The organism is Gemmatimonadota bacterium (assembly GCA_041390105.1).
Taxonomy (GTDB): domain Bacteria; phylum Gemmatimonadota; class Gemmatimonadetes; order Longimicrobiales; family Gaopeijiaceae; genus JAGQIF01.
On sequence record JAWKQO010000001.1, the window covers coordinates 1,616,709 to 1,641,423 of the forward strand.

A 24,715-nucleotide genomic window follows, 5' to 3' on the forward strand; every position below is an offset into this window, starting at 1 on the left:
GCCGCCCCTATTTGGGAGGCAGAGACTCCACGAACTCGAGCGCCCAGGCCAACCAGGACTCGAGAGCGTTGTCCGTTTCGATGCCCGCAGGCGCCACGTAGACGAAGCCTTTCAACGGCTTCTTGGTGAAATCCATCTCCCGCGCATGCGGACGGGTCAGAGCCTCAGGGTAGCGCTCCGCCCCCACCCTCAACATGAGGTCGTCGTTGGCCACGCCACAGCACATGTGACCGCGGACCATGAAGGCGACCCCGCCGAACATGCGCTTCTCCACGACATCCGAGCGCTGGGCGAGGGCTTCGCGGATGCGCTGGACAAGACCCGGATCAGCGGACATTCGGCTTCCATCCCCGCAGGCGGTTGGCGTTGGATACGACGGTCACCGAGCTGAAGGCCATCGCCGCGCCGGCGATCATCGGCGACAGGAGCGTGCCGAAGAAGGGGTAGAGCGCACCAGCCGCGATGGGAATGGCCAGGGCGTTGTAGACGAAGGCGCCGAACAGGTTCTGGCGCACGTTGCGCACCGTGGCCTGCGAGAGATCGAGCGCGTCGGCTACGCCCCCAAGCCGCTCGCCGAGCAACGTGACGTCCGCCGCCTCCATGGCCACGTCGGTCCCCGAGCCGATGGCGATGCCCACGTCGGCCTGGGCAAGCGCGGGTGCGTCGTTCACGCCGTCCCCCACCATCGCGACCGTTCGTCCCTCCTGCTGCAGCGCCTGCACCGCGCGCGACTTCTCCTCGGGAAGCACACGGGCTCGGACGTGCCCGATGCCCACCTCCGCGGCGACCGCCTGGGCCACGGCCTCCTGGTCGCCCGTCAGCATCACGACCTCCCGCCCCTGCGCCCGTAAGCGTCGCACGGTCTCACGCGCGTCGGGCTTGATGCGATCCGCCACGGCGATCACACCCAACACTCGGCCCTCGCGCTCCACGACCACCGGGGAATGACCCTGGGCCATCTCGCGCTCCAGGGCGTCCTGCAGCGCTGACAGGTCGCCGCCCCCATCGCGGATGAAGTCCGGTGCTCCCACGCGCACGCTGGCACCCGCCAGGCGCGCCTCGACTCCACGTCCAGGGATCGAGCGGAAGCTGTCGACCGGCAGCGTCTCCATCCCCTGCGCGCGCGCGTGCTCCACGATCGCTCGGGCCACGGGGTGCTCGCTACGCATCTCGGCGGAGGCGCCCTGTTGCAGCACCTCCGCCGTGTCGGCATCGGCGGCCGGAGCGACAGCCACGACGGCGAGCTCTCCGGCAGTGACGGTCCCAGTCTTGTCCACCACCACGGTGTCGACGCGGCGAGCGGTTTCCAACGCCTCGCCATTGCGGATCAGGATGCCGTGCTCTGCGCCTTTGCCGATGCCGATCATCACCGAAATCGGCGTCGCCAGGCCGAGCGCACACGGGCACGAGATGACCAGCACGGCCACGGCCACGACCACGGCGTAGTTCAATCGCGGCTCCGGCCCGAACAGGTACCAGAGCGCGCCCGCCAGCAGAGCGATGACTACGACGGTCGGGACGAACACCGCGGCGATCCGATCGGCGAGGCGCTGGATCGGGGGCTTGCTGGCCTGCGCCGCCCGCACCCGCTCGACGATGCGGGCCAGCACGGTGTCAGCACCCACCCGCTCTGCGGCGAACACGAGGCTCCCTTCACCGTTCACCGTTCCGCCGACCACGGAGTCGCCCACGCTCTTGGTTACCGGCAGGCTCTCTCCGGTGACGAGGGACTCGTCCACCGCGCTGGCGCCCTCCACCACGGTGCCGTCCACGGGAACGCGCTCGCCCGGGCGCACCAGGACGTGATCGCCCACCATCAGGTCCTGCGCGTCGATGTCGATCTCGTGACCCTCACGCAGCACGTGCGCCCGCTCGGGCCGCAGCTCCAGCAGGGCCCGCAGCGCCCGCGACGTGCGGCCCCGCGCACGGGCCTCCAGCGCCTGCCCCAGGACCACCAGAGTGATGACCACTGCGGCGGCTTCAAAGAACGGATGGGCCGTTCCTGCGGGGAAAAGGCTGGGCGCCGCCACGACGACCACGGAGTACAGAAAGGCCGCGCCGGTGCCGAGCGCGATGAGCGTGTCCATCGTGGTCTCGCCTCGCCGGATCTGCGCCCAGGCCCGTGTGAAGAACCCGCCACCCACCCAGGTGACGATGGGCAGGGTGAGCAGCCCGCTCAGGATCTGCAGACGGCGATCGTGGCCGAGGTGCTCGAGGCCGGGGAACAGGCCCACGTGGCCCAGCACCAGCACCGGGAGCCCCAGGATGGCTCCCACCCAGAACCGCCGCAGCGCTTGGCGCCACGCGTCGTCCTGGCGGGCCATCTCCTGCTCGCGATCGGCAGCGGGCTCGAGAACGTCGGTGGAGCGGGCCCGCGCGGCATACCCCGCCTTCTCGACGGCCGCCGTGGCGGACGCTGCGTCGAACGCGGACGGGTCCACCGTCAGGGACGCCGTTTCCTCCACCAGGTTCACGGAGCATTCCAGGACTCCTGGCACCCCCTGCAGCGCGCGCTCCACCCGTCCGACACAAGCAGCGCAGTGCATCCCGTCGATGGCCAGCTCGCGGCGGTCCTGCGTGGCGCTGGGCGCGCCCGTCGGCGTCATGGCAATCCCTCCCGTACGACGTTCTTCCTGTGCTACCCCCCGGGGTCCCTCCCCACCCGCGGAGCCGCCCTGCGGCCATTCACGGGGCTCCGACGCCGAAAACGCCCCCCTCGACGCACGCGGCGGTCTCCCCTATCGTCGGCGGGACCCGTTTTGAAAGGACGTGCCATGCATCATCGTCGCAGCAGCCTGGACCTCTCGGGCCTGGTCCGCACCATCCCGGACTACCCGGCCCCGGGTGTGCTCTTTCGGGACATCACCCCCTTGTTGGCGGATCCGCGCGGACTCCGCGCCGCCGTCGACGAGTTGGTCTGGCCCTTCCTGGACGCCGACATCACCTATGTCGCCGGCATCGAAGCCCGGGGCTTCATCCTGGGCGGCGCGGTGGCCCACGACCTTGGTCGTGGCTTCGTGCCCATCCGCAAGAAGGGCAAGCTCCCCTCCAAGGTGATCGGCCAGGAGTACCAGCTCGAATACGGGGTGGACACCATCGAGATCCACGCGGACGCCATCGGTTCCGGCGACCGCGTGCTCCTTATCGACGACCTCGTCGCCACGGGAGGCACCGCATTGGCCGCTGCCGAGCTGATCCGGCGCTCTGGAGGGGAGCTGGTGGCCGCTGCCTTCGTCATGGACCTGCCCACCTTGGGCGGTGCCGAACGGCTCGCCAAAGCCGGGGTGGAGGTTCACACGCTGATGGCCTTCCAGGGGGGCTGAGAAGGCGGTTGTCCGGTTCAATCCTCGTGCAGGATCCGTTCGGGCGGGTCGTCGAGGTCCTCGAACTGCCCGTTCTTCACCGCCACGATGAAGAGGACGACGAAGACGGCGCCCAGCAGCAGCGCCACCGGCAGGAGGAACGCGAGCGCGTTCATGCCGCCGACCTGCGCACGCGTACCTCCACGCGGGAAGCCCCCCAGATCACCAGGAGGGACGACAGCGGCATCAGCACCGCCGCCACCAGTGGATTGATCCAGCCGGCCGCCGCGGCACTCACGGCCAGCGCGTTGTAGGCGATCGAGCGGATCTGGTTGGAACGGATCTGCGTGCGCGCCGCGCGGGCGGCCGCGAAGCCGCCGACCAAGGAGAGCAGCGATCCACCGGTCACCACTCCGTCGGCCACCAGCACGGAAGAGGCCGCCCCCGTCCCCATGGCGATGCCCACGTCGGAGGCAGCCAGGGCCGGACCATCGTTCACGCCGTCGCCCACGAACAGCACTCGCCCACCCCGCGACCGTTGCTCCTCGATCCAGTGGACCTTGGCGTCCGGGGTCAACGGCGCGTGAATCTCGTCGATTCCCAGGCGAGCTCCCACACGCGTGGCTACCTCCGGGCGATCCCCCGAGAGCAGGGCCACGCCCACGCCGTGCCTCGACAGCTCGCCGGTGGCCTGGGCAGAGTCCTCACGCAGCGTATCCGCCATGCGCAACTCGTGGACGACTCCGTCGTCGCTCCGCAGCAGGACCGCTCCAGGTCCCCCGGCGCTCAGCTGCCAGAACCGCCCGTCCACGCGGCCGCACACGCCCACACCGGGCTCCTCACGCACATCCTGGGCGCGGGCCAGTGGAATGCCCCGCTGCACGGCTTCGTCCACCAACGCCCGCGCGATCGGATGCACGCTCCCCCGCTCCAAGGCAGCCGCGACCCGAACCGCCGCGTCGTCCGCCTCCACCACTGTGAGCTCCCCTGCCGTCACCGTCCCCGTCTTGTCGAGGGCGAGTGTGGTGATGTGATTCAGATCCAGGAGCGCCTCCGGAGAGCGGATCAACAGGCCCCGACGGGCGGCGGCCCCCAGGCCGGCGGCCGCGGCCAGCGGACGCGACAGCGCCAGCGCACAGGGACACGCGACCACGAGCACCGCCACGCACACCTCCAGCGCGCGCGCGGGCCCGGCCAGCCACCACCAGGCCACCGCCGTCCCGAGCGCCACCGTCAGCGTCACGCCCGTGAACCACGGCGCGATGCGGTCCACGGCGCTCTCCCGCGCGGGCCGGTCCAGCGCGGTCCTCAGGGCGTCGGCCATGCGTCGGACGACCGTGGCACTGCCGACTGCATCCACCTCCAATACCAGCGAGCCGCTTTCCAGGACCGCGCCCGCGACCAGCCGGTCCCCCACCTCGACCGGTACGGGCGCCGACTCGCCGGTCAGAAGAGCCATGCGGACGTGGGCGCTGCCCTCGACGACCACGCCGTCGGCCGCCACCTCTTCGCCCATTCCGATCTCGATGCGGTCCCCCACCGTGAGCTCCGCGGCAGCGACCCGCTCCAACCCGCCGCGGCCCAGGCGACGGGCACTGGCCGGTACGGTGCCGGCCAGCGCCACTGCCGCCTCCGCGGCCCGGCGGCGGCTTCCCGACTCGAGCACGCGGCCCATGAGCAGGAGGGCGACCAGCATCGTGAGCGAGTCCAGATAGGCATCGACTCCCCGGAGCGTGGCCCATACGCCATGCGCGTATAGCACGGCCACCGCCAGCGCGATGGGCACGTCCATGGAGAGCGTCCGATGACGCAGCCCGGTCCACGCACCTGCGAAGAACGGCTCCGCACACCAGAGCGCTACCGGAGTGGATAGCAACAGCGCCGTCCACTGGAAGAGCGCCACGAAGCGGGGCTCCATCGTGCCGAACCAACCGGCGTACAACGCCGCCGACACCAGCATCACGTTGAGAGCGGCGAACACGGCGACACCCAGGCGCAGCAGGAGGCCGGGATCGGCACGACTCTCTTCGCCGGGAAGACGCGGACGGTAGCCGAGTTGACCGATGCGGCGCGCCAGGGTCGCGAGGTCCACCTGCTCAGGGCGCCAACGCAGGGTGGCTCTCCCGGTCGCGTACGAGACGGTCGCCGCCACCACGCCTGGGGTGGCCTCCAGCACCCGCTCCGTCACCCACACGCACGACGCGCAGCGCAGGCCATCGACTCCCAAACGGACTTCGCAACTACCATCCTGCAGCGCGGTCACGGGCACGGCGTCCCAGGCCCCCTCCAGAGCACCCGGTCGAGGGGCGTAGGCCTCCCGTTCCTGGTAGTAGCGCTCGAGGCCGGCTCCCTGGATGATCGCCGCCGCGATCTCGCACCCATGGCAGCAGAATGCGTCACGGTCTCCCTCGACGGGCGTGCCGCAATGAGGGCACCGTGCCTGGCGTGCCTCAGCCGGTCGCGGGACTGCCGGCGCCCCGGCCGCAGCCGTCGATGCCCGGCTCTTGTCCAGGGGTCTGCTACCGAGGACCGGACACGTAGGAGGGCACCACCTCGTCCGCGCCGGTGACTGCGATGTAGATGAAGGTCACGTTGACCAGAGCGACCAGAAGCAGCCCGATCGCGATGGCCACGGGCCAGACGTGATCGCGCGACAGCTCGATCACGCGCTTGGGTGCCGCCGAGTCCGCGCGCTCACGTGCCTCCATGGGTGGGGCCTCCTGTCAGGAAGGTGGTGGGCAACACCATCTCGTTCTCATCGCTGGAGACCCGCACCTGCAGCGGCAAGCTGCGAGCGGTCGCCGAGGCGGCCGGGATCCGCACCACCAAGGGCAGCGTCCTCGACTGACTGGTCTCCAACTCGAAGGGGGGTACCAGCGCTTCCGCCCCTTCCAAGCCTTCCAACCCCACCGCATAGGAAACGGATCCCGGTCGGGGATCCTTGTTCGTGATCTCGAGCAGGAACGTATTGCGGATGTACCCATCGGCGTCCACGGTGAACGTGGATCCGGGTGCCCGGTTCACCGTCGCCTCGAAGGGCACGCGCCGGACCATGAGCACACCGCCCGCCACTACCAGGGCGGCGAGCAGCCCCGCATAGACGAAAGTCCGCGGCCGCCAGCGGCGCACGACCCGCCCCTGCGACTCTGCGACCGACCCGTAGGCCACCAGCGTGGGGTGCTGGAGCGGCTCCATGACGCTGGTGCAGGCGTCGATGCAGCGCGCGCACTGGATGCACTCCAACTGGAAGCCGTCACGGATGTCGATGCCCTGGGGGCAGACCACGACGCACTTGTTGCAGTCGATGCAGCGGCCCTCGGCGGCAGCCGCCTTCCCCTTCTCACGCGGCTCACCCCGCACCTCGTCGTACGTGACGATGAGGCTCTCCTCATCGGCCAACGCACTCTGGAAGCGAGCGTAGGGACAGAGGTAGCTACAGAACTGCTCCCGAAACCAGGTGAAGTCCCAGAACCACGCGATGGAGACCACGACCACGAACGCGTACGCCACCGGACCCGCCCGGCCTGTCCAGAGCTCACGGGCTCCCGCGAAGAGGCTCACGAGCGCCATGGCGATCAGGAACGACACCGCGGCAAAAGCGGTCCACTTCGCGGCCTTGCGCCACGCGAGGTCGAAGCTGAACCCCTGGGCGTCGCGACGCTTGCGCGTGGTGCGATCCCCCTCGATCCAAAGCTCCAGCGGACGGATCCAGGTCTCCAGGAAGACGGTCTGGGGACAGGCGTATCCGCACCAGACCCGCCCGAAGATCGCTGTGAAGAAGAACAGCGAGAAGGCAAGGAACAGAAGCAGGAGCAGCAGGAAGATCGTGTCGTACGGCGTGAAGATCTGCCCGAACAGGAAGACTCTACGGGCGGGGATGTCGATCCGGACGAGTGGGTACCCACCGATCTGGATCCACGGTGCCACGAACAGCAACACGTGCAGCGCAGCGAACGTCCAGCGCCGCAGGGTCATGAAGTGGCCGCGAATCGACTGTGGGTAGACCCACTCGCGCGTTTGGCTGAAGCCCAACATGATCCGAATCTATTCTATGACCCCGAAGGATTGTCGCTCATTGGAGCGTCGGACTGCGTGACCTCGGGGTTGAGGCTGATCACGTAGGCTGCCACCTGATTCACCTTCTCAGGCCCCAGCAGCGACCCCCAATTGGGCATTCCCTTGTCCAGCACACCGTTGCTGATCGTCGCCAGGATCGAGTCGACGCTCGCCCCGTGGATCCACTCGTCGTCCACCAGATTGGGACCGATCCCACCCTCCAGATTGACCCCGTGGCACACGAAGCAGTTGGTCTGGAAGACCTGCTCGCCCGCCGCGATGGCTTCGGGCGTCAAAGTGAACGTCGAGGCATCCGCGGTCTGCGCGGGCCAGCGGGCCTCCGCAGCCGCCATCTCCGCGGCCAGTCGCTTCTCGGCCGACCGCTCAGCGATGAAGTGGTAGTGGACGCCGTAGACGACGGCCCAGACGATGGTGAACCAGAACAATCCCAGCCACCAATCCGGGAGTGGATTGTCGTACTCGTCGATGCCGTCGGCCTCGTCGGTGTGGCCGAGCAGGCGGTTGGTATCCTTGGCCACCTATTCACCTCCCTCGTCGAAAGGCATGCGGGCGTACTCCTCCATCCGGCGCCGGTGTGAGGGCGCGAAGGCCCAGTACGTCCAGGCCAGGAAGAAGGCGAAGAAGACCACGGTCATCACACCCAGCAACCAACCCAGCTCCACGGAGCCGGCGGCTTCCTGAATGAGGGGATTCATGGCGTCCCCCCGGATTGTTGCGAGAGCATGCGCCGGCCGTCGACACCCAGCCTCTGCAGATATGCGATGAGCGCGACGATCTCACGGTCCCCACTGGTCTGGGCACCCGTAGCCGCCAGCCGGCCCACGATGTCCTGCCCTTGACGCTGCAGGCTCTCCGCGACACCGGCGACCTCTGCGTCGCTGTAGGGCGTGCCGACCTTCTTCAACGCTCGTACCGAAGCCGCCACGTCCTCGGGGTCGATGCTGCGGGTATAGAGCCACGGGTACGGAGGCATCACGCTCCCGGGAGACGTGGAGCGCGGATCGCGCATGTGCTCGAAGTGCCATGCATCCGGGTATTTCCCACCCACGCGGTGCAGGTCGGGTCCCATGCGACGAGACCCGAGCAAGAACGGTCGGTCGTACGTGTACTCGACCGCTCGGCTCCATTCGCCGTAGCGCAAGACCTCGGCGCGCATGGGCCGCACCCATTGGGAGTGGCACAGGTAGCACCCCTCCCGGACGTAGATGTCACGACCCGCCACCTCCAGCGGCGTGTAGGGCGTGACCGCCGTCACAGTCTGCGGCGCCTGCGCGGTGAACATGGGCACGATCTCCACCAGTCCACCGACGGAGATCGCGACGGCCGTGGTGACGGCGAAGACGGCGCTCTTGCCCTCGAGCAGTCTCCGGTGGAGTTGGCCGTAGGCCTTCTCGGACTCCGGATTGTGGTGCTGTTGGTTGCTGGCCATTGTCGTCGCTCCTCAGGCAGCCGCGGCGGCGTGGAGCTGGCCACCTTCTTGAGGCGCCGGCCTACGCACCGTGTGGATGAAATTGACCAGCGCCATGATGGCACCGATCAGGAAGAGCGTTCCGCCGACGAGTCTCAGCCAGTAGAAGGGCTCGAGGCGATTCACGATGTCCACGAAGATCGGATGCGCGAGCTGGCCGGTCTCGTTGATGGCGCGCCACTGCAACCCCTCCATCAACCCGGCGGCCCACATGGCTACCGTGTAGAGCACAATCCCGATCGTGGCCAGCCAGAAATGCGTGGTCGGCCACGTGGGATGGGCCAGAGGACGGTTGTACAGGCGAGGCACCAGCCAGTACAGCGTGCCGAAGGAGATCATCCCCACCCATCCCAAGGCACCCGAGTGGACGTGACCGACAACCCAGTTGGTGAAGTGGGAGAGTCCGTTCACCGCCCGAACCGACATCATCGGCCCCTCGAAGGTGCTCATCCCATAGAAGCTGACCGCCACCACCATGAACTTGATGACCGGATCGGAGCGCAGCTTGTGCCAAGCGCCTCGCAGCGTCAGCAACCCGTTCAGCATGCCGCCCCAAGAAGGAGCGAGCAGCATGATGCTGAAGATCATGCCCAGGGTCTGGGACCACTCCGGCAGGGACGAGTAGAGCAGATGGTGCGGGCCTGCCCAGATGTAGAGGAAGACCAGTGCCCAGAAATGGATGATGGAGAGCCGATAGCTGTACACCGGGCGCTCGGCCGCTTTGGGCAGGAAGTAGTACATCAGACCCAGGAACGGCGTCGTGAGGAAGAAGCCGACGGCATTGTGGCCGTACCACCACTGCACCAGCGCGTCCGTCATGCCCGAGTAGATCGGATAGGAGCGGAACAGCGTGGCGGGGATGGCCAAGCTGTTGACGATGTGGAGCACCGCGATGGTGATGACGAACGACATGTAGAACCAGATCGCCACGTACAGGTGCTGCACCTTCCGGATGGCGATGGTGCCGAAGAAGTTGATCGCGAAGATGACCCAGACCAACGTCACCGCGATGTCGATGGGCCAGATGAGCTCCGCGTACTCCTTCGACTGCGTCATGCCCAACGGGAATGTGATCGCCGCCGACACGATGATGAGTTGCCAGCCCCAGAAATGGAGTCGTGACAGCGCGTCACTGAACATCCGGGTCTTCAACAGGCGCTGCATCGAGTAGTAGATGCCCGTGAAGCAGATGTTGCCCCCGAATGCGAAGATCACGGCATTCGTGTGCAGCGGGCGCAACCGGCCGAACGTGGTCCAGGGCAGGCCCAGGTTCGCTGGCCACCAGGCGATCTGGAGGGCGATGATCACGCCCACCAGCATCCCGACCACACCCCAGAGGATCGTGGCCCAGAAGAAGAGCTTGACGACGTCATCGTCGTAGGAGACCGCGGATCCGTTGGGCGCCACGGCGAGGGCCGCTCTCGGATCCGGTGTCGTGGGGTTCTGTCCCGACATACCATTCCCTTGGGTCGCGAGTGTCGGTTCGTATCCGGCCCGCGCAGGGGCACGGGACATGCCACCGCGTAAGATTTTGCCTTTAAATCACTTAGCAGAAACGACCAGCGTCGAGGCCAGCGAAACTGTGGGATTTGGCACAGATGGATCGGGCGGACCCGCACACCCTGGACGGGAGTTTGCCGAGCTGAAGCAGCTGGTGGCCTTCGGCGAAGCGGACGCCCGCCTGCTGCGTGAGGCGCTTCCCGTCCTGCGCCCACACCTCCGGAGCGTGGCCGAGGCCTTCTACGCCAACATCCGCGCGGCACCCGAAGCCCGGGCCGCAATAAGCTCGGACGCTCAGGTTGAGCGCCTCAAGGGGACGTTGGCGGCCTGGATCCAGGACGTTCTGGCGGGTCCCCACGACGAGGCCTTCCACGCCCGCCAACGCCAGATCGGCCGGGTCCACGTGATGCACGGGGTCCCTCCGCGCTACGTGTTCACCAGCATGTCCGCCCTGCGGGAGCAGTTACGCGGTTTGGTGGAGGAGGCCTGGGGACGGGAGCGCGCCTTTACCTTCGCCAGCGCGTTCGACCGGCTCACCTGCGTGGGTCTCGCCGCGGTCATGGACGCCTACATCGAGACGCGCGAGGAGCGCGAGCTGGACACGCTGCAGGGACTGCTGGTGTCGCACATGCCCGCCACCGTCCTGCTGGTGGATGCCGAGGGCCTGGTCACGTCGGCAGCCGCTTCCGACACAGGACTGTTCGAGGGGGAGTCCTCCGTCCGCCGGCACTACCTGGAGGTCCTGCCGGCCCCCCTGCTTCAGGTGGCCCAGCTCGAAGAACGCGTGCGGCGGGCCTTGGACACCGGCCACGAGGTGACCCTTCCCCGAGTCGATGTCGAAGACGAGGAGCGCACGCGCAGCTTCCGCATCTCCATCGTGCCGCTCGAACACCCCAGGGCCCGCGCTCTCCTGCACCTGGCAGACCTCACCGACGTGATCCAGGCCGAGAGCAGGGCGCGTCAGGCCGAGACCCTGGCCCAGCTGGGCGCCTTTTCCGCAGCGGTGGCACATGAGCTGCGGAATCCACTGGCGGGGATCTCCGGCGCTCTGCAGGTGATCTCCCGCTCACTCGACCAAGAGGATCGCCGCAAGGGGGTCATGGACAAGGTCGACGTGCAGATCCGTCGCCTCGACCGCATGGTGGGCGAGCTCCTGGCGTTGGCCAAGCCGGCGGACCCGCGAATCGAACCGGTCGATCTTCGTGAACAGGCGGAAGCCGCCGCGGACCTGCTCGCCCGCGAGGAACCCGGCGTCCAGATCCTTGTGAGCGGAGCCGGCGAGGCCCTTGGAGATCCCGACCTGATCGGTCAGATCGTGCTCAATCTCCTGCAGAATGCATCGCAGGCCATGAGCGGGCACGGCGAAGTGCGTGTGGACATCACCGACGGTCACCTGCGCGTCAGCGACGAGGGGCCCGGCGTCCCCCCACAGAATCGCCGCCGGATCTTCGACCCCTTCTTCACCACCCGCTCGCGGGGAACGGGTCTGGGTCTCGCCATTTGCAGGCGCGGCGCGGTGAGCATGGGGGCGGACCTCCTTTTGGTCGAGGGTCCGACCTCGGGTGCCAGCTTCCTCCTGCGTTGGCCCAGCTGACCGGGTCGCGGCGCCGCGGTCCCTATCCGCCTCAGGCCAGTCCGAACTTCTGCATCCGGTAGCGGAGCGCGTAGCGGGAGATCCCCAACAGGCGCGCTGCGGCAGACTGATTGCCAGCGGCCCGCTCCAGCGCCTGGGCCACCAAGCTGCGCTCGACGGCCTCCAGGTCCACACCCTCCTCCGGAAGGGTGAAGCCGTGGACCGCCGTCCGCCGGGCGCGGGCCATGCCCCGGAACCGCATCTCCGGAGGCAGGTCGTCGACCTCCACGGTGCCGGACTTGCCGAGCAACACGACGCGCTCCAACAGGTTGCGCAGCTCACGCACATTGCCGGGCCAGCCGTAGCTCTGGAGCAAGCTCATGGCGTCGCGCGACGCGCCCTCCACCTTCCGCCCCAGCGTCCGGGAGAACCGGTCGAGGAAGTGAGCGACCAGCGCAGGCACGTCCTCCGTGCGGTCTCGTAGCGGCGGTATGTGGATGGGGATGACGTTGAGGCGGAAGTAGAGATCCTCGCGAAAGCCCCCCTGCTCCACTTCGCGTCTGAGGTCGCGGTTCGTCGCGGCGATCAGGCTCGCGTTCAGCGGGATGGAAGCGACGCCCCCGACTCGGCGGAAGCTGCGGTTTTCAATGGCCCGCAAGAGCTTGGCCTGGGTGATCGGCTTCATCTCGCCGATCTCATCGAGAAAGACCACGCCCCCCGCCGCCAACTCGAAGAGCCCTCGCTTCGTGTTCTTGGCATCCGTGAAGGCGCCCCGCTCATGCCCGAACAACTCGCTCTCGATGAGGTGCTCCGGGAGCGAGGCGCAATCGACCTCGACGAAGACTCCATCCTTGCGTGGCCCGTGGACATGAATGGCCCGTGCGATCACGTCCTTGCCGGTACCGCTCTCTCCCGTCACGAGGACGGTGGGGGCATCGACACGCTCCAGGCGCTCGAGCGCTTCGAACAGCGGTGCCAACCGCGGGGACGCGCCGATGAACTCGCCGTATCCCGCCCGTTGGCGGTTGCGCAGGTATTGGACTTCCCGTTGGAGTCGGTCGTCGGCCAGGACCTTCTCCACTTGAAGTCCCACTTCGACCAGATCGAAGGGCTTGGTGAGGTAGGCGCTGGCGCCCAGACGGGTCGCCGTGACCGCGCTCTCGATACCCCCGTGCGCGGTGAGCACGATGACGGGAACGTCATTGCCTTCGGAGCGGAGCGTCTCCAGCACCGAGAGACCGTCTCGCTCCGGCATCTTCAGGTCCAGGAGCACGAGCGCCGGAGCATGATCCCGCACCGCCTCGAGACAGCGGGCCCCGTTGTCCACCTCGATGGTGGCGTATCCTTCCCCCTGCAGATGCTCGCTGAGCGACCAGCGGATCAGCTCCTCGTCATCACAGACCAGCACGCTGACGCGTCGCGACGTGTTCACGAATCCCCAGGGCAAGTGTGCGAAATTACACAGGCAAGCGTCGCCCCCCGGACGGACCCACACAAGGGTCGGCCCCGTATGTGGTTGCTTCCTATTGGGTTAGGAGCCGGCCCCCGCCCTCGGGTGTCGGGCATGTGCGTTGCATTCGCGGGGGGAGACACCTCCGAGCCTCAGTGACCTGTGATCGATTCCAGCAATCCCCTGGCAACCGTACTGCGCGAGCTGTCGCGCAGCGTGCGTACGCTGACCAGCGTGCGCAGAGGTCGCCTGGTTCGATTGGTGGTCTCGGTGCCGGAGGAACTCCGCGACCTTCCCTTCGCGGAAGAAGCCCGTGCCTTCCTCCACCGCGACGGAATGGACGCGTTCGACGTCGAGGCCGTTCCTGGAGATGGTCCGGTCCGGATCGTCGTAGCCGAGTTCGAGCGGTGAGGGCGCGTCGGTGGTGAGCGGCCTGATCGTGGGTGCCTTCGTCTCGGGGCTGGTGGGGAGTCCCCACTGCGTGGGGATGTGCGGGCCTTTCGCCGTGGCCTGTGGCAGCTCGAAGCGCGGCACCTTGGGGTGGCACCTCGGACGAGCCGCCACCTACGCAGGGCTCGGGGCCGTGGCGGGAGCGTTCGGATCGGCGCTCCCCGGACCCCGCTGGCTCCCCACCGCCGTGTCCCTCGTGCTGGTGGTCTGGTTCGCGGGGGTCCTGGCCGGGGCGCTCCCCGAGCCGCGCTTTCGCCCCCCCGGATTGACTCGCTTGCGGAGCCCCAAGGAACCCAGGGGCTTCAGCCCGCGCCTGCTCTTCGGCATGGCCACCGGCCTGCTCCCCTGCGGCCTGGTCTACGCCGCTCTCGGTCTTGCCCTGGCCACGCTCTCGGCAGCGACCGGCGCCCTGGTGATGCTGGGGTTCTGGGCGGGGACCGTTCCCGCACTCACAGCCCTGGTGCTGCTCTCCCAGCGTCTCGGGCTCCGCACGCTCCGGGGCCGGAGGGTGTTGGCGCTGCTCGTCCTGGTGACCGGGCTGTTCTCGGTGGCCTCACGCGCCGGACTCATCGGGTCGCACGGCCAGATGCACGGGGCACACGCGCCCGCCTCCAGCTCTCGCTGAGCCTACAGCTTCGCTGATCGGCTCAGACCCGCCCCACCCACTCCGTCGTTCCAGGACTGGCCGACTCGCTGCCCCGAGGGGCGAGGGCGTGGCCTCCCGAGATCAGGTACGACCGCGGGGGTGGCAGTTGTAGCAGGCGTTGCTGTTGTAGGAGTAGCCGGACTTGCCCCGGTGCTCGCTGTCCATATCCGTCTTGTTGTGGGCGTGGCAGTTCAAGCACGTGAACACCGAGTAGTTCGTGGGATCGGTGTGGCAGGTCGCGCAGTTGTTGCTCCACTTGCCTTGGTGCTTCCCGGAGTAGATCGGGAAGAACGCGGAGTCGTGATTGAACGACGCCCCCGACCACTGGGTCTGCGAGTGGCAGTCCAGACAGGTGGTCGGGTATCCCGTGCCGGCATGCTCCGAGTTGTAGTCGGTCTGATGGCAGGCGATGCAGTCGTTCTGATTGCTGGGATTCCAGGGCACCGCGCCGCCTGGACCCGAGTGGCAGGTGCTGCACTGGGCACTGCTGTGCGCCCCCACCAGACCGAAGCCACCCGAGACCAGGCTGTGGTTGAAGGTCGCCCCCGTCCACTGGTTCACGTTGTGGCAGGACAAGCAGGTGGTCGGATAGCCCGTGCCGGCGTGCTCGGCGTTGTAGTCGGCCTGATGGCAGGCCACACAGTCGTCCTGGTTGGTCGGATTCCAGGGCACAGCACCGCCTGGGCCCGAGTGGCAGGTGTTGCACTGCGCCGCATTGTGCGCGCCCACCAGGTTGAACCCGCCGGACACCGACCCGTGGTTGAAGGTCGCCCCCGTCCACTGGTTCACGTTGTGGCAGGACAGACAGGTGGTGGGATAGCCCGTACCGGCGTGCTCGGCGTTGTAGTCCGCCTGGTGGCAGGCCACGCAGTCGTCCTGGTTGGTGGGGTTCCAGGGTACCGCGTTGTTCGGACCCGAGTGGCAGGTGTTGCACTGCGCCGCGTTGTGCGCGCCCACCAGGTTGAATCCGCCGGACACCGACCCGTGGTTGAACGTGGCCCCCGTCCACTGGTTCACGTTGTGGCAGGACAGACAGGTGGTGGGATAGCCCGTACCGGCGTGCTCGGCGTTGTAGTCGGCCTGGTGGCAGGCCACGCAGTCGTCCTGGTTGCTCGGGTTCCAGGGGACCGCGTTGTTCGGACCCGAGTGGCAGGTGTTGCACTGCGCCGCATTGTGCGCGCCCACCAGGTTGAACCCGCCGGACACCGACCCGTGGTTGAACGTGGCGCCCGTCCACTGGTTCACGTTGTGGCAGGACAGACAGGTGGTCGGGTAGCCCGTGCCGGCGTGCTCGGCGTTGTAGTCCGCCTGGTGGCAGGCCACACAGTCGTCCTGGTTGCTCGGGTTCCAGGGGACCGCGTTGTTCGGCCCCGAGTGGCAGGTGTTGCACTGCGCCGCATTGTGCGCGCCCACCAGGTTGAACCCGCCGGACACGGTGGCGTGATTGAACGTGCCACCGGTCCACTGGTTCACGTTGTGGCAGTCCAGACAGGTGGTCGGGTAGCCCGTGCCCGCGTGCTCGGCGTTGTAGTCCGCCTGGTGGCAGGCTACGCAGTCGCTGGCATTGGCAGGCGTCCACGGCACGGCATTGTTGGGTCCCGAGTGACAGGTCGTGCAGGCCACCGTGGTGTGCGAGCCCACCAGGTCGAAACCACCCGAAACCGTGGCGTGATTGAAGGTCGCGCCCGCCCATCCGTTCAGCGTGTGACAGGACAGGCAGGTGGTCGGGTAGCCCGTGCCGGCGTGCTCGGCGTTGTAGTCCGCCTGGTGGCAGGCCACGCAGTCGTCCTGGTTGGCGGGACTCCACGGTACAGTGCTGTTCGGCCCCGAGTGGCATCTCGAGCAACTGATCTCGATGTGCCGACCGATTAGCGCGAACCCGCCCGAGACGTCGACGTGGTTGAAGGCGGCCGACCCCCACCCGTTGACCGTGTGACAGTCCACGCAGGTGGTGGGGAACCCACTCCCGCCGTGCTGTCGGTCGTAGTCCGCCTGGTGGCAGGCCACGCAGTCGTCCTGGCTGGCCGCGTTCCAGGGGACGGTGTTGTTCGGGCCCGAGTGGCAGGACTCGCAGCTCGCCTTCTGGTGCTCACCCAGCAGTTGGAACCCGCCCGACTGGACCGTGTGGTCGAACGCGGCTCCGGCCCACGAGTTGACCGTGTGGCAGGCCAGGCAGTCCGTCGGGATGTTCGTGCCGGCATGCTGCTGGTCGTAGTCCGTCCGGTGGCAAGCCACACAGTCGTCCTGACTGCTCGGGGCCCAGGGCAGCGCCCCGTTCGGTCCCGAGTGACACGCTGAGCAGGCGGCCGTCAGGTGCCGGCCCAGCAACTGGAACCCGCCCGAGATCGTCACGTGGTCGAACGTCTGCGTGCCCCACCCGTCCACACTGTGGCAGGTGGCGCACTCCGTCGGGATCTGGGTACCCGCGTGCTGCCGATCGTAGTCCGCCTGGTGGCAGGCCACGCAGTCGTTGGCGCTCTGCGCCTGGAAGCGCAGCGCATGGTTGGGCGGGATATGACAGCTCTCGCACGTGGCCGTCGCATGCTCGCCCAGCAGCGGGAACCCGGTCATCTGCTGGTGGTCGAACTGCGCACGCGACCAGCTGTCCACCGTATGGCACTGCGTACACGTCGTCGGGAAGCCCGAGCCCGCGTGCTCCCCGTCGTAGTCCGCCTGGTGGCAGGCCACGCAGTCCTCGTCGTTCGCCGCCGAGAACACCACCCCGAACTGCGGCCCGCTGTGACAGCTCGAACACGCCGCCTGCTCGTGGCTCCCCAACAGCCGGAACCCACCCGACAGCGCCGGATGGTCGATCGCCGCTCCCGACCACGTCTCCACTGTGTGGCACGTCAGGCATGTCGTCGGGAACCCGTTCCCCCCGTGCTCCCGCTCGTAGTCCACCGTGTGACAGGTCAGGCAGTCGTCCTGACTCGCCGGGCTCCACAGCGGCTCCAGCGACGGCAGCGCGTGGCAGCTCGCACACTCGATTCCTACATGGCCGCCCACCAGCCCGAACCCGCCCGACAAGCGCGCGTGGTCGAACGACTCCGTCGCCCGCCACGACAACGTCCCGTGGCACTGCTCGCACGTCGTCGGGAACCCCAGCGTCTCGTGGTCGATCACGTTCGTGCGCTGATAGTCCCCGAGGTGGCAGCTCACGCACTCCGCGTCCCGCGCCGAGAACGCGCCCCCGCGGTCGTCCACGTGACAGCTCTCGCAGCTCACCTGCAGGTGCGACCCCGTCAGCGGGAACTCCGTCCGCGCGTGCAGCTCCACCGCCTCCACCTGCTGGAACGACGTCGTCGTGTGACACGTCGCGCATTCCTGGCCCAAGGCCCCCTGGTGAACGTCCAGGTGGCACGAGGTGCAGTCGCCCAGCTCCACCTTCGGCTGATCGAACCGCAGGCTCAGGTGGCAGCGCACGCATTGCGCCTCGCTGTGCGACCCCGTCAGAGGGAACGCCGTCCGGCCGTGGTCGAAGTCCAGGCTCTGCTTGATCGGCGCCCACGAATTCGCTGTGTGGCACGACGCGCAGTCCAGATCCGACGGCAGCGTGCCGTGCGGATTGACCACGTTCGCCTGCCCCGCCGCGCCCCCAGCGCTCAACGCCAGAAGGCTCGTCGCCGCGAGCATTCGTAGGAGGGACCCCATCTCGTGCCTCAGCCCTGATCCCGGATCCGGTCCAACGCTGACCGCGCCACGGCCGTCATGGCCGGTTCGCGACTCTGGCGCGCCCCAGGCGTGTGAACTGCTTCATGCTTGAAGAATGTCACTCGGTCCCTCCTTCCCTTCACGTACCGGAGAGACCGGCGATCGAAGGGCGCAGAGTGCGCGCCCTGATTCGCCCCGGGGGAGGCCTCGTCAACAGCGAACTGCGTAGTTGTACGGAGCAATCATTGGACCCGGCACCGAAATCGGACCTGCGGGCGCAACAACCGCCGGCCAAAGGCTCAACGACGGGAGATTAGGTTCCGCTAAGTCGTTGTGGCACTTATGCTACGGTGCATCACCCCGAGGCACGCCTGCTCCGGAATGGTCTTCGATTGCCACAACATTGGCACCAACCCGACTCAGGCGGACTTGCGGGTCAGCCTCCTCTTCCGCGGTGTCCCGAATCGCTTTTCGATCTCGATGCCGCATGCCGCCAAGAAGGGCGTGGGCAGCTCCCCACCCGCGAAGACGAAGACTTGATCGTTGGGAAGGATCAGGGGCGAGCCATCCCCGCCCGCGATCACGACCCGTTCGGTGGTGATCTCCTTGACGCTCGTACCGAGCAGGGCCTGCACCTGCCCCGCCTGGATCGCCTTCTCGATCTTCTTGTGGTTCCCGGGCTTGATGCGGGAGAAGTTCTCACGACGGTAGGAGAGGTGCACCGTGGTGCCCTCCTGTTCCCCCAACGCCATGGCCGCTTCGATCGCGGAGTCTCCTCCGCCCACGACCAGGATCCGATCGCCCGCATACCCCTCGGGCTCCCGGAGCGAGTACATCACCTTCGCGGCATCTTCCCCGGGCACACCCAGTTTCCGCGGCACGCCGCGGCGCCCGATCGCTAGGATGACACGGTTGGCGGATAGCATCCCGCGCGACGTGAACACATCGAAACCGCCGTCGGGGCGGGCCTTCACGTCCTGCACCGTCTCCTGCGTGCGTACCTCGAGGTTCGCCTGCTTGACCAGACGTTCCCAGGTATCGATCAACTCCTCCTTGCGCATCTCGCGCGCCCCGACCTTGCCGTAGTTCGGTACTTTCACGGGAGCCGTCATCACCAGCTTCTTGCGCGGGTAGTGGCACACCGTGCCGCCGATGCTTTCCCGTTCCACGGTCTCGAAGCGCATACCTGCGGACAAGGCGTTCAAGGAGGCCGACAACCCTGCGGGTCCACATCCGACGATCACCAGATCCAGGAGATCGGGATTCGTGGGGCGGTCCTCCATCTTGATGCCCTCGATACACTGCCGCCCTTGCTCGAATGCATTGCGGATGAGGCCCATCCCACCCAACTCACCCACGATGTAGATCCCAGGGACGTTCGTCTCGAAATTCTCCTGGATTCGAGGCAGATCGACGCCCCGCTTCTCGGTGCCGAACACCAGCTGGATCGCTTCCACCGGACAGACGCGCTCGCACAAACCGTGACCGATGCAACGGGCCGGCATGACGGGGAACCCCTGACCATTGCGAATGCCCAGCACGTCCCCCTCCGGACACACGCTCACGCAGTTGCCGATGCCGATGCAGACGTCCGGGTTGATGACCGGGTGCAGTGTAGCCGGCTCCTTGAGCCCGTACTTCAGCGCCTCCAGGTCAGCTTCCTCGCTGCGCTCCTCCTTGGCACGAAGCCGCAGGACCACCGGGATCGTGGTCACGACCGCCAAGCTGACCCCCAGCAACCAGATGATAGTGACGTCACTCATCGGTCCTCTCCTCCATGGCAGTCCCGGCACTCGCTCGCGAGGGGCCGGAATCGAATGAACGCCCGCCCGTCTGGCGCCTCCTCCTGCAGGTGGCAGGAAGCACAGGCCAGGTCCCGATGCGCCCCATCCAGCGGATAGCTGGTCTGGTCGTGGTCGAAGCCCGGGACGACGAACGCGTTCTCGTTGTGGCAGTCCGTACAGGCGCGCCCTTCGAACTGCCCTTCATGGGGGTCGTCATCGACATGGCACTGGGCGCACGTACGCTCACCCATGTCGAATCGCAGGTGCTCAGCTCCGTCGTCGGGCACATGGCAACCACTGCACTCGACGGCCAGATGGGCTCCCACCAAGGGGAAGGCCGTCTCCTGGTGCCGGAACAGGTCGAACTCCGAGGGCAACCAGGCGGTCTGGTCGTGACATGAGGTGCAATCCGTGGCCGCCGGAGGCTCCGCGAACTCGCCGCCATGCTGATCCACGTGGCAGGACAGACACTCCCGGTCAACAACGGGGCGCGGATACGTCGCCATGCGGGTCCGGGCCGCGAACTGGATCGCGATCCGGTCACGAGACTCCGGCGCCGGCCGGTGACAGTTCATGCACTCCAGGCCCGCGTGAGCGTCGACCAGCTCGAAGCCGGTGGACGCATGGTCGAAGTCCCCCTCGAACTGGTTGCGGGAGATCCGGTCCCACCCCTGCGTGCCGTGGCATTTGGTGCACTCTGCGCCCATGGCTCCGTCGTGGTTGTCCTCATGACAGTCGAGGCAAGTACCAAAGGAGAGCGGGCGGAAGCGCAGGCGCTGAGCCGAGCCCGACCAGGGCTCGGAGGGGTGGCAATCCACGCACTCGACCTGCCGGTGCAGGCCGGTGAGCTTGAAGCGGGCGTCGTCGTGGTCGAATCCCACAGCGCCCTCCCACTCCTCCTGTCCGTGGCAATCGGTGCACGTGCGATCGCCGAATTGACCGTCGTGGGGATCGTCGGAACGGTGACAGGACAGGCACTCCGTCCCCAGCCCCAGAAAGGTGTGGTCGAGACCGGCACCTTGCGCCGCCTTGAAGCGGCGGACCCGAACATCCTGCACCAGGTCGCGGTTGTGGCACTTCGTGCACTCGAGGGTGCCATGGGCCCCTTCGAGCTCGAAGCCCACTTCCCGCGCATGGGCGAATCCATCGGTGTCGAAACGGACAATATCCGCCTCCCGGCCCGCGTGCTCCTTGTGGCACACGCCACAATCCTGCTCGTCCAGCCGGGCATGGAACCCCTTGTCGCCGCTGATGCGCGCGGCGAGTGGCTCGTGGCAGTCCAGACAGAGGCTCCGCGAGATCCCCTTCTGTCGGAGCTCGTGGCACTGTGTGCAGTTGCGGATGCCTTCCAGGGACGCGTGGGCATCCGTGAGCTTCCCGGGCGAGATGAGCTGCGCGGACACCGGCGCCGCACTCGCGACGAGGGCCACCCATCCCAGCGTCACACCCCAGAACCGCACTCGGCGTCCCACCTTCGCCCGTCTCCCTAGAAGATCCAGGTGTAGCCGAAAGCCACCGCCACCCCGACGTGAACCACAAGGATGAGCAGCATCACGATCGCGAGCGGGAGGTGAAAGGCGTGCCAGTAGCGGAACATGCGCTGGAACGGCTGCAGCAGGGCTCCCTGCTGCTCCAGGCGATGGCTACGCTCCACCATGGCGGCGACCTCCGTGCGCAGTCCGGCGGGCACACCACCCCGCGTCAGCGCCTCCATCACTCTCTTGTGTTCGCGCCGGCGTGAGAGTCGATACCGAACAGAGCGAGACAAGGCCGACGCCAGCCCCGGGCGTGCCGTGTGTCCGTTCTGGCCCCAGATCTTCTCGAGCGCCGCTTCATCGATCGGAGCGATGGAGCGAGCCCGCGCAATGAGCTCCACCTTCTCGTCGTCGATGGCCTTCTGGGTCAGGAATGAGCCATTCACCGTCTTCGGGATCCACACGTAGACGTAACGGCCGAAGACGCCACTCACCACGACAGCGGCCATCGACCAGAACGCGATGGCCACGACCCCACCAAAGCGAAACGTCGTGTGCAACAGCACCAGGAAGGGGCCGAGCGTACAGAGGAAGATATGGAATTCCAACCACCCCTTGAGTCGCCCGAAGTGCGACAGGAAGACAAAGCGCTTCCTGGCTGTGTACAAGGCAACTCCCGTCACGATCATGATGGTGCCGACGATGCCGTACCCTTGGCCGATCAGCCCGTTGGGGGCGAACAGATCGTGGGTATCGGCGTAGAGCCGCTCGTCGACGGGGAGGCGATAGTACTCCACACCGTACGCGGAGGAGGTCGCAGCAACGACCAGCCAGATCAGGATCAGGATCCAACGAAACACAGTGACCTCAGAACGTCTTCCAAAGGCTGCTGTAGAGGCGGAGGTTGCGGAGGTTCCCTCCCCACTGCCCACTCGCCTGCAGAGTCGCGCGCAGCCCTGGTCCGGCCGGGAAGATCAGAGTCCCGTCGAATCCGTGCGTGCCGAGCGTGTTGAACGCACTCTCGCTCCAGTAGTACCGGTAGCCCATGCGCGCGTTGACATCGCCGAACGCCCGCGAGAAGGTCGGAGAGAGGCTGGCGCCGGAGCTGTACTTGTCCGACCACCAGGTCGCGTAGGTACTCGATGACCACCCACCGGCCATCGCGGGGAGCTGCAGGCTACCGGAGAACGCACGCAACGTGCCACGCAGCTCGGAGTGATTGAACGTGACATCGCCTCCGACGACCGCGTCGGAGACCGCCACGGTCATCCCGAGGCCCGCTCCGTCGCGCAGATAGGAGAACGGGTCCTCGGCCACCCAGTAGTAGTAGGGCTGACGGCGCGAGACTCTCGCATAGACCTGGGTCCGGGCACCGAGGCTCATGCTGGTGTTGGTCTGGAACTCGCTCACGACCCAGCCGCCTTCGACACTGTTCTGATCGAGCTGCAGCTCATTGGAGACGGTCAGTCGTTTCCACCACAGACGTTGGGACCAGCCCAGAAAGGTGTGGGTCTCCAGCCCATTGCGCGGCATGAGCCTGTGCGCCGACCAGTCCGCTCGGAAGCCTCCGTTCTGCGAGCGCCGCTCCAGGTCCACGAACAGGCTCATCTTGGGAATGTCGACGCTGAAGCTCTCGTTCCAGGCGTCCGGCTGAAAACCGAGCAGGATCCCGGCACCGAGATCGTCCGACCCCACGCGAACCACTCCGCCGTCCCAGTATCCGCTGAAGGACTCGTAGGGGCTGTAGAACCGACCAAGCCTCACCTGGAGGCCCTCGGTCGACCGGTCGAGACTGAGCTCGTAGACCCGCAGGGACTGCTGGTTGCTCAGAGACACGCCACCGGTCGCGTAGCGGTAGGAGCCTCGCAGGTTGGACTCGAGGCGGAACCCACCTGGGAGATTGGTCACACTCCCGATGAAACGAGCCGTTGGCGTCAGGAAGGTCCGTGAGACCGAACCGGATTCCACGCTGTCCGACCACTTGGTGGTGGATTGGATGGCGTTCAGATCGATCAGGAGGCGCCCGGCCGACTGTGGACCCGCCCGGACCACCTCCGCCCGAGTGCCGGCGGGTGCGGCCCCGTTGGGAAACGCCCTCGAGTAGATGTCGAGGAGCGTCTCGTCCGCCCGAGCAGGGGTCGCGTGCACCAGGCTGAGCTTGTCGCCCCGCGTGATCTGGACGGGGGCACCGATGAACTCGAGAACCGCCCGACCTTCCGCACTCGCCAATACTCGAAGCTGCGGCCCCCCGCGCTCGTCGTCCTCCACGGCGATCAGTCGCAGCGTGTCCTGCATGAGAACTCCGGACTCGCTCCCACGGTCGATGTAGAGCGTGGCACCGGCGATGCGAGTGACCGTGGTGATCACCACGTCCTGTCCCGAGGGTGTTGGAAGGGCCGCACCACTCACGACCGACTGCTCCGTCCGGGCCGCCGCCCCTGACACTGCTCGGGCCGCCTTGGCTTCCGGTTCCGACACTCCGGCCGCGGCGGTGTCAGGCCTCGCGCGCCGCGGTGCGGCGCCCCCGGCTCGCCGATTCGCGGAGACCCGTTCCGACACCGCGGTCGTCGTCGGCATCGTGTCAGGCGGGTCCGTCGTCACGGGCGGAGAGTCCGGCTCGCGAGCCCGGGCAGCCTCGGTGCTGGACACGGAGTCCGCAGCCACCGCCGTCGAGTCGGCTCTCGCGGCTTCGGCGACCACGGCTGCGCTGTCTGTTTGCAACTCCTCAGCGGTCTCTCGGACGACTGTGTCATCGGACACGGTGGAGTCCGCAGCACTCGACGAGTCCGCCCTCGGCACGACCATGGGCAGTGGCGTCACGCCGGGCCCCTTGGGGGCCTGTGCCTCCGCGGCGCCCAATGTCACGGAGGGGGTCGGGAGAGACGCGATGCGGGTGTCAGGGACCGCGAGCGGCGCAGTTCGGGCTGCAGACCAGGGTGTGAAGGCCGCGGCCCGTGTGGCCAGGGAGATCTCTACGCGCCCGCCTTTTCGCTCGACGCTGTACCGCACGGCGCGATCCAGATCGAGGACCACACGTACGGTCGTGGCGTCGAACTGACTGGTGCGGATGGCGCCGATACCGGACCCGGCCACGCCGCCGAAGTCGGTTTGCGGCAAGCCGTGCTGCAGGCCCTGGAGATCGATCACCACGCGAGGTGGCCCGGAGAGCTGGAAGGCCTTGACGGTGGTGGTCCCGGTATGGGACAGCGTCACCAGCGTGCCGGCTCCACCCGGTCCCACCACGACGCCCGTCAGTTCGGCAGCGGTGGTCTGTGCCCCAATCGGAGGGGCGGCCGCAAGGCGGCAAACCAAGAGTGTTGTCCACAACCCCCACCCCGC

Annotated in this window: 18 protein-coding genes and 1 pseudogene; 4 read left to right on the forward strand and 15 right to left on the reverse strand. The window is 67.4% G+C overall.

Translation table 11 applies throughout. The features are described 5' to 3' along the window. Positions 1 to 7: 7 nt before the first annotated feature. Positions 8 to 337, reverse strand: coding sequence for a TfoX/Sxy family protein (locus R3E10_07145; protein ID MEZ4415515.1), 330 nt, complete (start codon positions 335 to 337; stop codon positions 8 to 10). Next, entirely contained in the window at positions 327 to 2,606 is a 2,280-nt protein-coding gene (locus R3E10_07150) for a heavy metal translocating P-type ATPase (protein MEZ4415516.1), read from the reverse strand. Before R3E10_07150 ends, R3E10_07145 begins: the two co-directional genes overlap by 11 nt. Before the next feature lie 168 nt (positions 2,607 to 2,774). On the opposite strand from R3E10_07150, the gene R3E10_07155 reads away from it, so the two are divergent. Beyond that, positions 2,775 to 3,323, forward strand: a complete 549-nt coding sequence (locus R3E10_07155) for an adenine phosphoribosyltransferase (protein ID MEZ4415517.1) — start codon at positions 2,775 to 2,777, stop codon at positions 3,321 to 3,323. 17 nt (positions 3,324 to 3,340) lie between these two features. Here the strand turns inward: R3E10_07155 and ccoS are convergent, their stop codons facing one another. The 7 genes and pseudogenes from ccoS to ccoN form a co-directional block, all read right to left on the reverse strand. Then, positions 3,341 to 3,478, reverse strand: coding sequence for a cbb3-type cytochrome oxidase assembly protein CcoS (gene ccoS, locus R3E10_07160; protein MEZ4415518.1), 138 nt, complete (start codon positions 3,476 to 3,478; stop codon positions 3,341 to 3,343). Beyond that, complete coding sequence (locus R3E10_07165; protein MEZ4415519.1) at positions 3,475 to 5,565, reverse strand: cation-translocating P-type ATPase; 2,091 nt, start codon at positions 5,563 to 5,565, stop codon at positions 3,475 to 3,477. Before R3E10_07165 ends, ccoS begins: the two co-directional genes overlap by 4 nt. A gap of 256 nt (positions 5,566 to 5,821) precedes the next feature. After that, positions 5,822 to 6,010 carry a hypothetical protein gene (locus R3E10_07170; GenBank protein MEZ4415520.1) on the reverse strand — a complete coding sequence of 63 codons (189 nt, stop codon included), beginning with the start codon at positions 6,008 to 6,010 and terminating at the stop codon, positions 5,822 to 5,824. Then, positions 5,997 to 7,337 (reverse strand): cytochrome c oxidase accessory protein CcoG, encoded by a 1,341-nt coding sequence (gene ccoG, locus R3E10_07175; protein ID MEZ4415521.1) that lies wholly within the window; start codon positions 7,335 to 7,337, stop codon positions 5,997 to 5,999. Before ccoG ends, R3E10_07170 begins: the two co-directional genes overlap by 14 nt. A gap of 14 nt (positions 7,338 to 7,351) precedes the next feature. Beyond that, complete coding sequence (locus R3E10_07180) at positions 7,352 to 7,897, reverse strand: c-type cytochrome (protein MEZ4415522.1); 546 nt, start codon at positions 7,895 to 7,897, stop codon at positions 7,352 to 7,354. Beyond that, the gene (locus R3E10_07185) at positions 7,898 to 8,074 is read right to left on the reverse strand and encodes a cbb3-type cytochrome c oxidase subunit 3 (GenBank protein ID MEZ4415523.1); all 177 of its coding nucleotides are present in this window, start codon (positions 8,072 to 8,074) and stop codon (positions 7,898 to 7,900) included. It lies immediately after the preceding gene. Further along, positions 8,071 to 10,302 (reverse strand): annotated as a pseudogene (ccoN, locus tag R3E10_07190) (cytochrome-c oxidase, cbb3-type subunit I). Before ccoN ends, R3E10_07185 begins: the two are co-directional and overlap by 4 nt. A 127-nt stretch (positions 10,303 to 10,429) precedes the next feature. On the opposite strand from ccoN, the gene R3E10_07195 reads away from it, so the two are divergent. Beyond that, positions 10,430 to 11,941 (forward strand): protoglobin domain-containing protein, encoded by a 1,512-nt coding sequence (locus R3E10_07195; protein MEZ4415524.1) that lies wholly within the window; start codon positions 10,430 to 10,432, stop codon positions 11,939 to 11,941. Between the two features lie 31 nt (positions 11,942 to 11,972). On the opposite strand, the gene R3E10_07200 is transcribed toward R3E10_07195, so the two are convergent. Next, entirely contained in the window at positions 11,973 to 13,352 is a 1,380-nt protein-coding gene (locus R3E10_07200; GenBank protein MEZ4415525.1) for a sigma-54 dependent transcriptional regulator, read from the reverse strand. Between the two features lie 180 nt (positions 13,353 to 13,532). On the opposite strand from R3E10_07200, the gene R3E10_07205 reads away from it, so the two are divergent. Together R3E10_07205 and R3E10_07210 are read left to right on the forward strand one after the other, a co-directional pair. After that, entirely contained in the window at positions 13,533 to 13,781 is a 249-nt protein-coding gene (locus tag R3E10_07205) for a hypothetical protein (GenBank protein MEZ4415526.1), read from the forward strand. Positions 13,782 to 13,794: 13 nt separating this feature from the next. Continuing rightward, entirely contained in the window at positions 13,795 to 14,445 is a 651-nt protein-coding gene (locus R3E10_07210) for a sulfite exporter TauE/SafE family protein (protein ID MEZ4415527.1), read from the forward strand. Between the two features lie 102 nt (positions 14,446 to 14,547). Here the strand turns inward: R3E10_07210 and R3E10_07215 are convergent, their stop codons facing one another. The 5 genes from R3E10_07215 to R3E10_07235 all read right to left on the reverse strand — a co-directional run bounded on the left by R3E10_07215 (position 14,548) and on the right by R3E10_07235 (position 24,688). Continuing rightward, a complete protein-coding gene (locus R3E10_07215; protein MEZ4415528.1) occupies positions 14,548 to 18,117 on the reverse strand; it encodes a hypothetical protein in 3,570 nt (1,189 codons plus the stop codon). Between the two features lie 419 nt (positions 18,118 to 18,536). Next, positions 18,537 to 19,880, reverse strand: a complete 1,344-nt coding sequence (locus tag R3E10_07220) for an NAD(P)-binding domain-containing protein (protein MEZ4415529.1) — start codon at positions 19,878 to 19,880, stop codon at positions 18,537 to 18,539. Then, positions 19,877 to 21,373: a cytochrome c3 family protein gene (locus tag R3E10_07225; GenBank protein ID MEZ4415530.1), complete on the reverse strand. Its 1,497-nt coding sequence runs from the start codon at positions 21,371 to 21,373 to the stop codon at positions 19,877 to 19,879. The genes R3E10_07220 and R3E10_07225 overlap by 4 nt, the downstream gene beginning before the upstream one ends. A 14-nt stretch (positions 21,374 to 21,387) precedes the next feature. Next, complete coding sequence (locus R3E10_07230) at positions 21,388 to 22,236, reverse strand: hypothetical protein (GenBank protein ID MEZ4415531.1); 849 nt, start codon at positions 22,234 to 22,236, stop codon at positions 21,388 to 21,390. Between the two features lie 7 nt (positions 22,237 to 22,243). Next, entirely contained in the window at positions 22,244 to 24,688 is a 2,445-nt protein-coding gene (locus tag R3E10_07235) for an AMIN domain-containing protein (protein ID MEZ4415532.1), read from the reverse strand. Positions 24,689 to 24,715 lie beyond the last annotated feature (27 nt).

Excerpts from the sequence above, each read along its gene's own strand:
- ccoG (MEZ4415521.1), bottom strand. The coding sequence starts at position 7,337 with ATGTTGGGCTTCAGCCAAACGCGCGAGTGGGTCTACCCACAGTCGATT.
- R3E10_07215 (MEZ4415528.1), bottom strand. The coding sequence starts at position 18,117 with ATGGGGTCCCTCCTACGAATGCTCGCGGCGACGAGCCTTCTGGCGTTG.
- ccoS (MEZ4415518.1), bottom strand. The coding sequence starts at position 3,478 with ATGAACGCGCTCGCGTTCCTCCTGCCGGTGGCGCTGCTGCTGGGCGCC.
- R3E10_07170 (MEZ4415520.1), bottom strand. The coding sequence starts at position 6,010 with ATGGAGGCACGTGAGCGCGCGGACTCGGCGGCACCCAAGCGCGTGATC.
- R3E10_07185 (MEZ4415523.1), bottom strand. The coding sequence starts at position 8,074 with ATGAATCCCCTCATTCAGGAAGCCGCCGGCTCCGTGGAGCTGGGTTGG.
- R3E10_07155 (MEZ4415517.1), top strand. The coding sequence starts at position 2,775 with ATGCATCATCGTCGCAGCAGCCTGGACCTCTCGGGCCTGGTCCGCACC.
- R3E10_07220 (MEZ4415529.1), bottom strand. The coding sequence starts at position 19,880 with ATGAGTGACGTCACTATCATCTGGTTGCTGGGGGTCAGCTTGGCGGTC.
- R3E10_07150 (MEZ4415516.1), bottom strand. The coding sequence starts at position 2,606 with ATGACGCCGACGGGCGCGCCCAGCGCCACGCAGGACCGCCGCGAGCTG.
- R3E10_07145 (MEZ4415515.1), bottom strand. The coding sequence starts at position 337 with ATGTCCGCTGATCCGGGTCTTGTCCAGCGCATCCGCGAAGCCCTCGCC.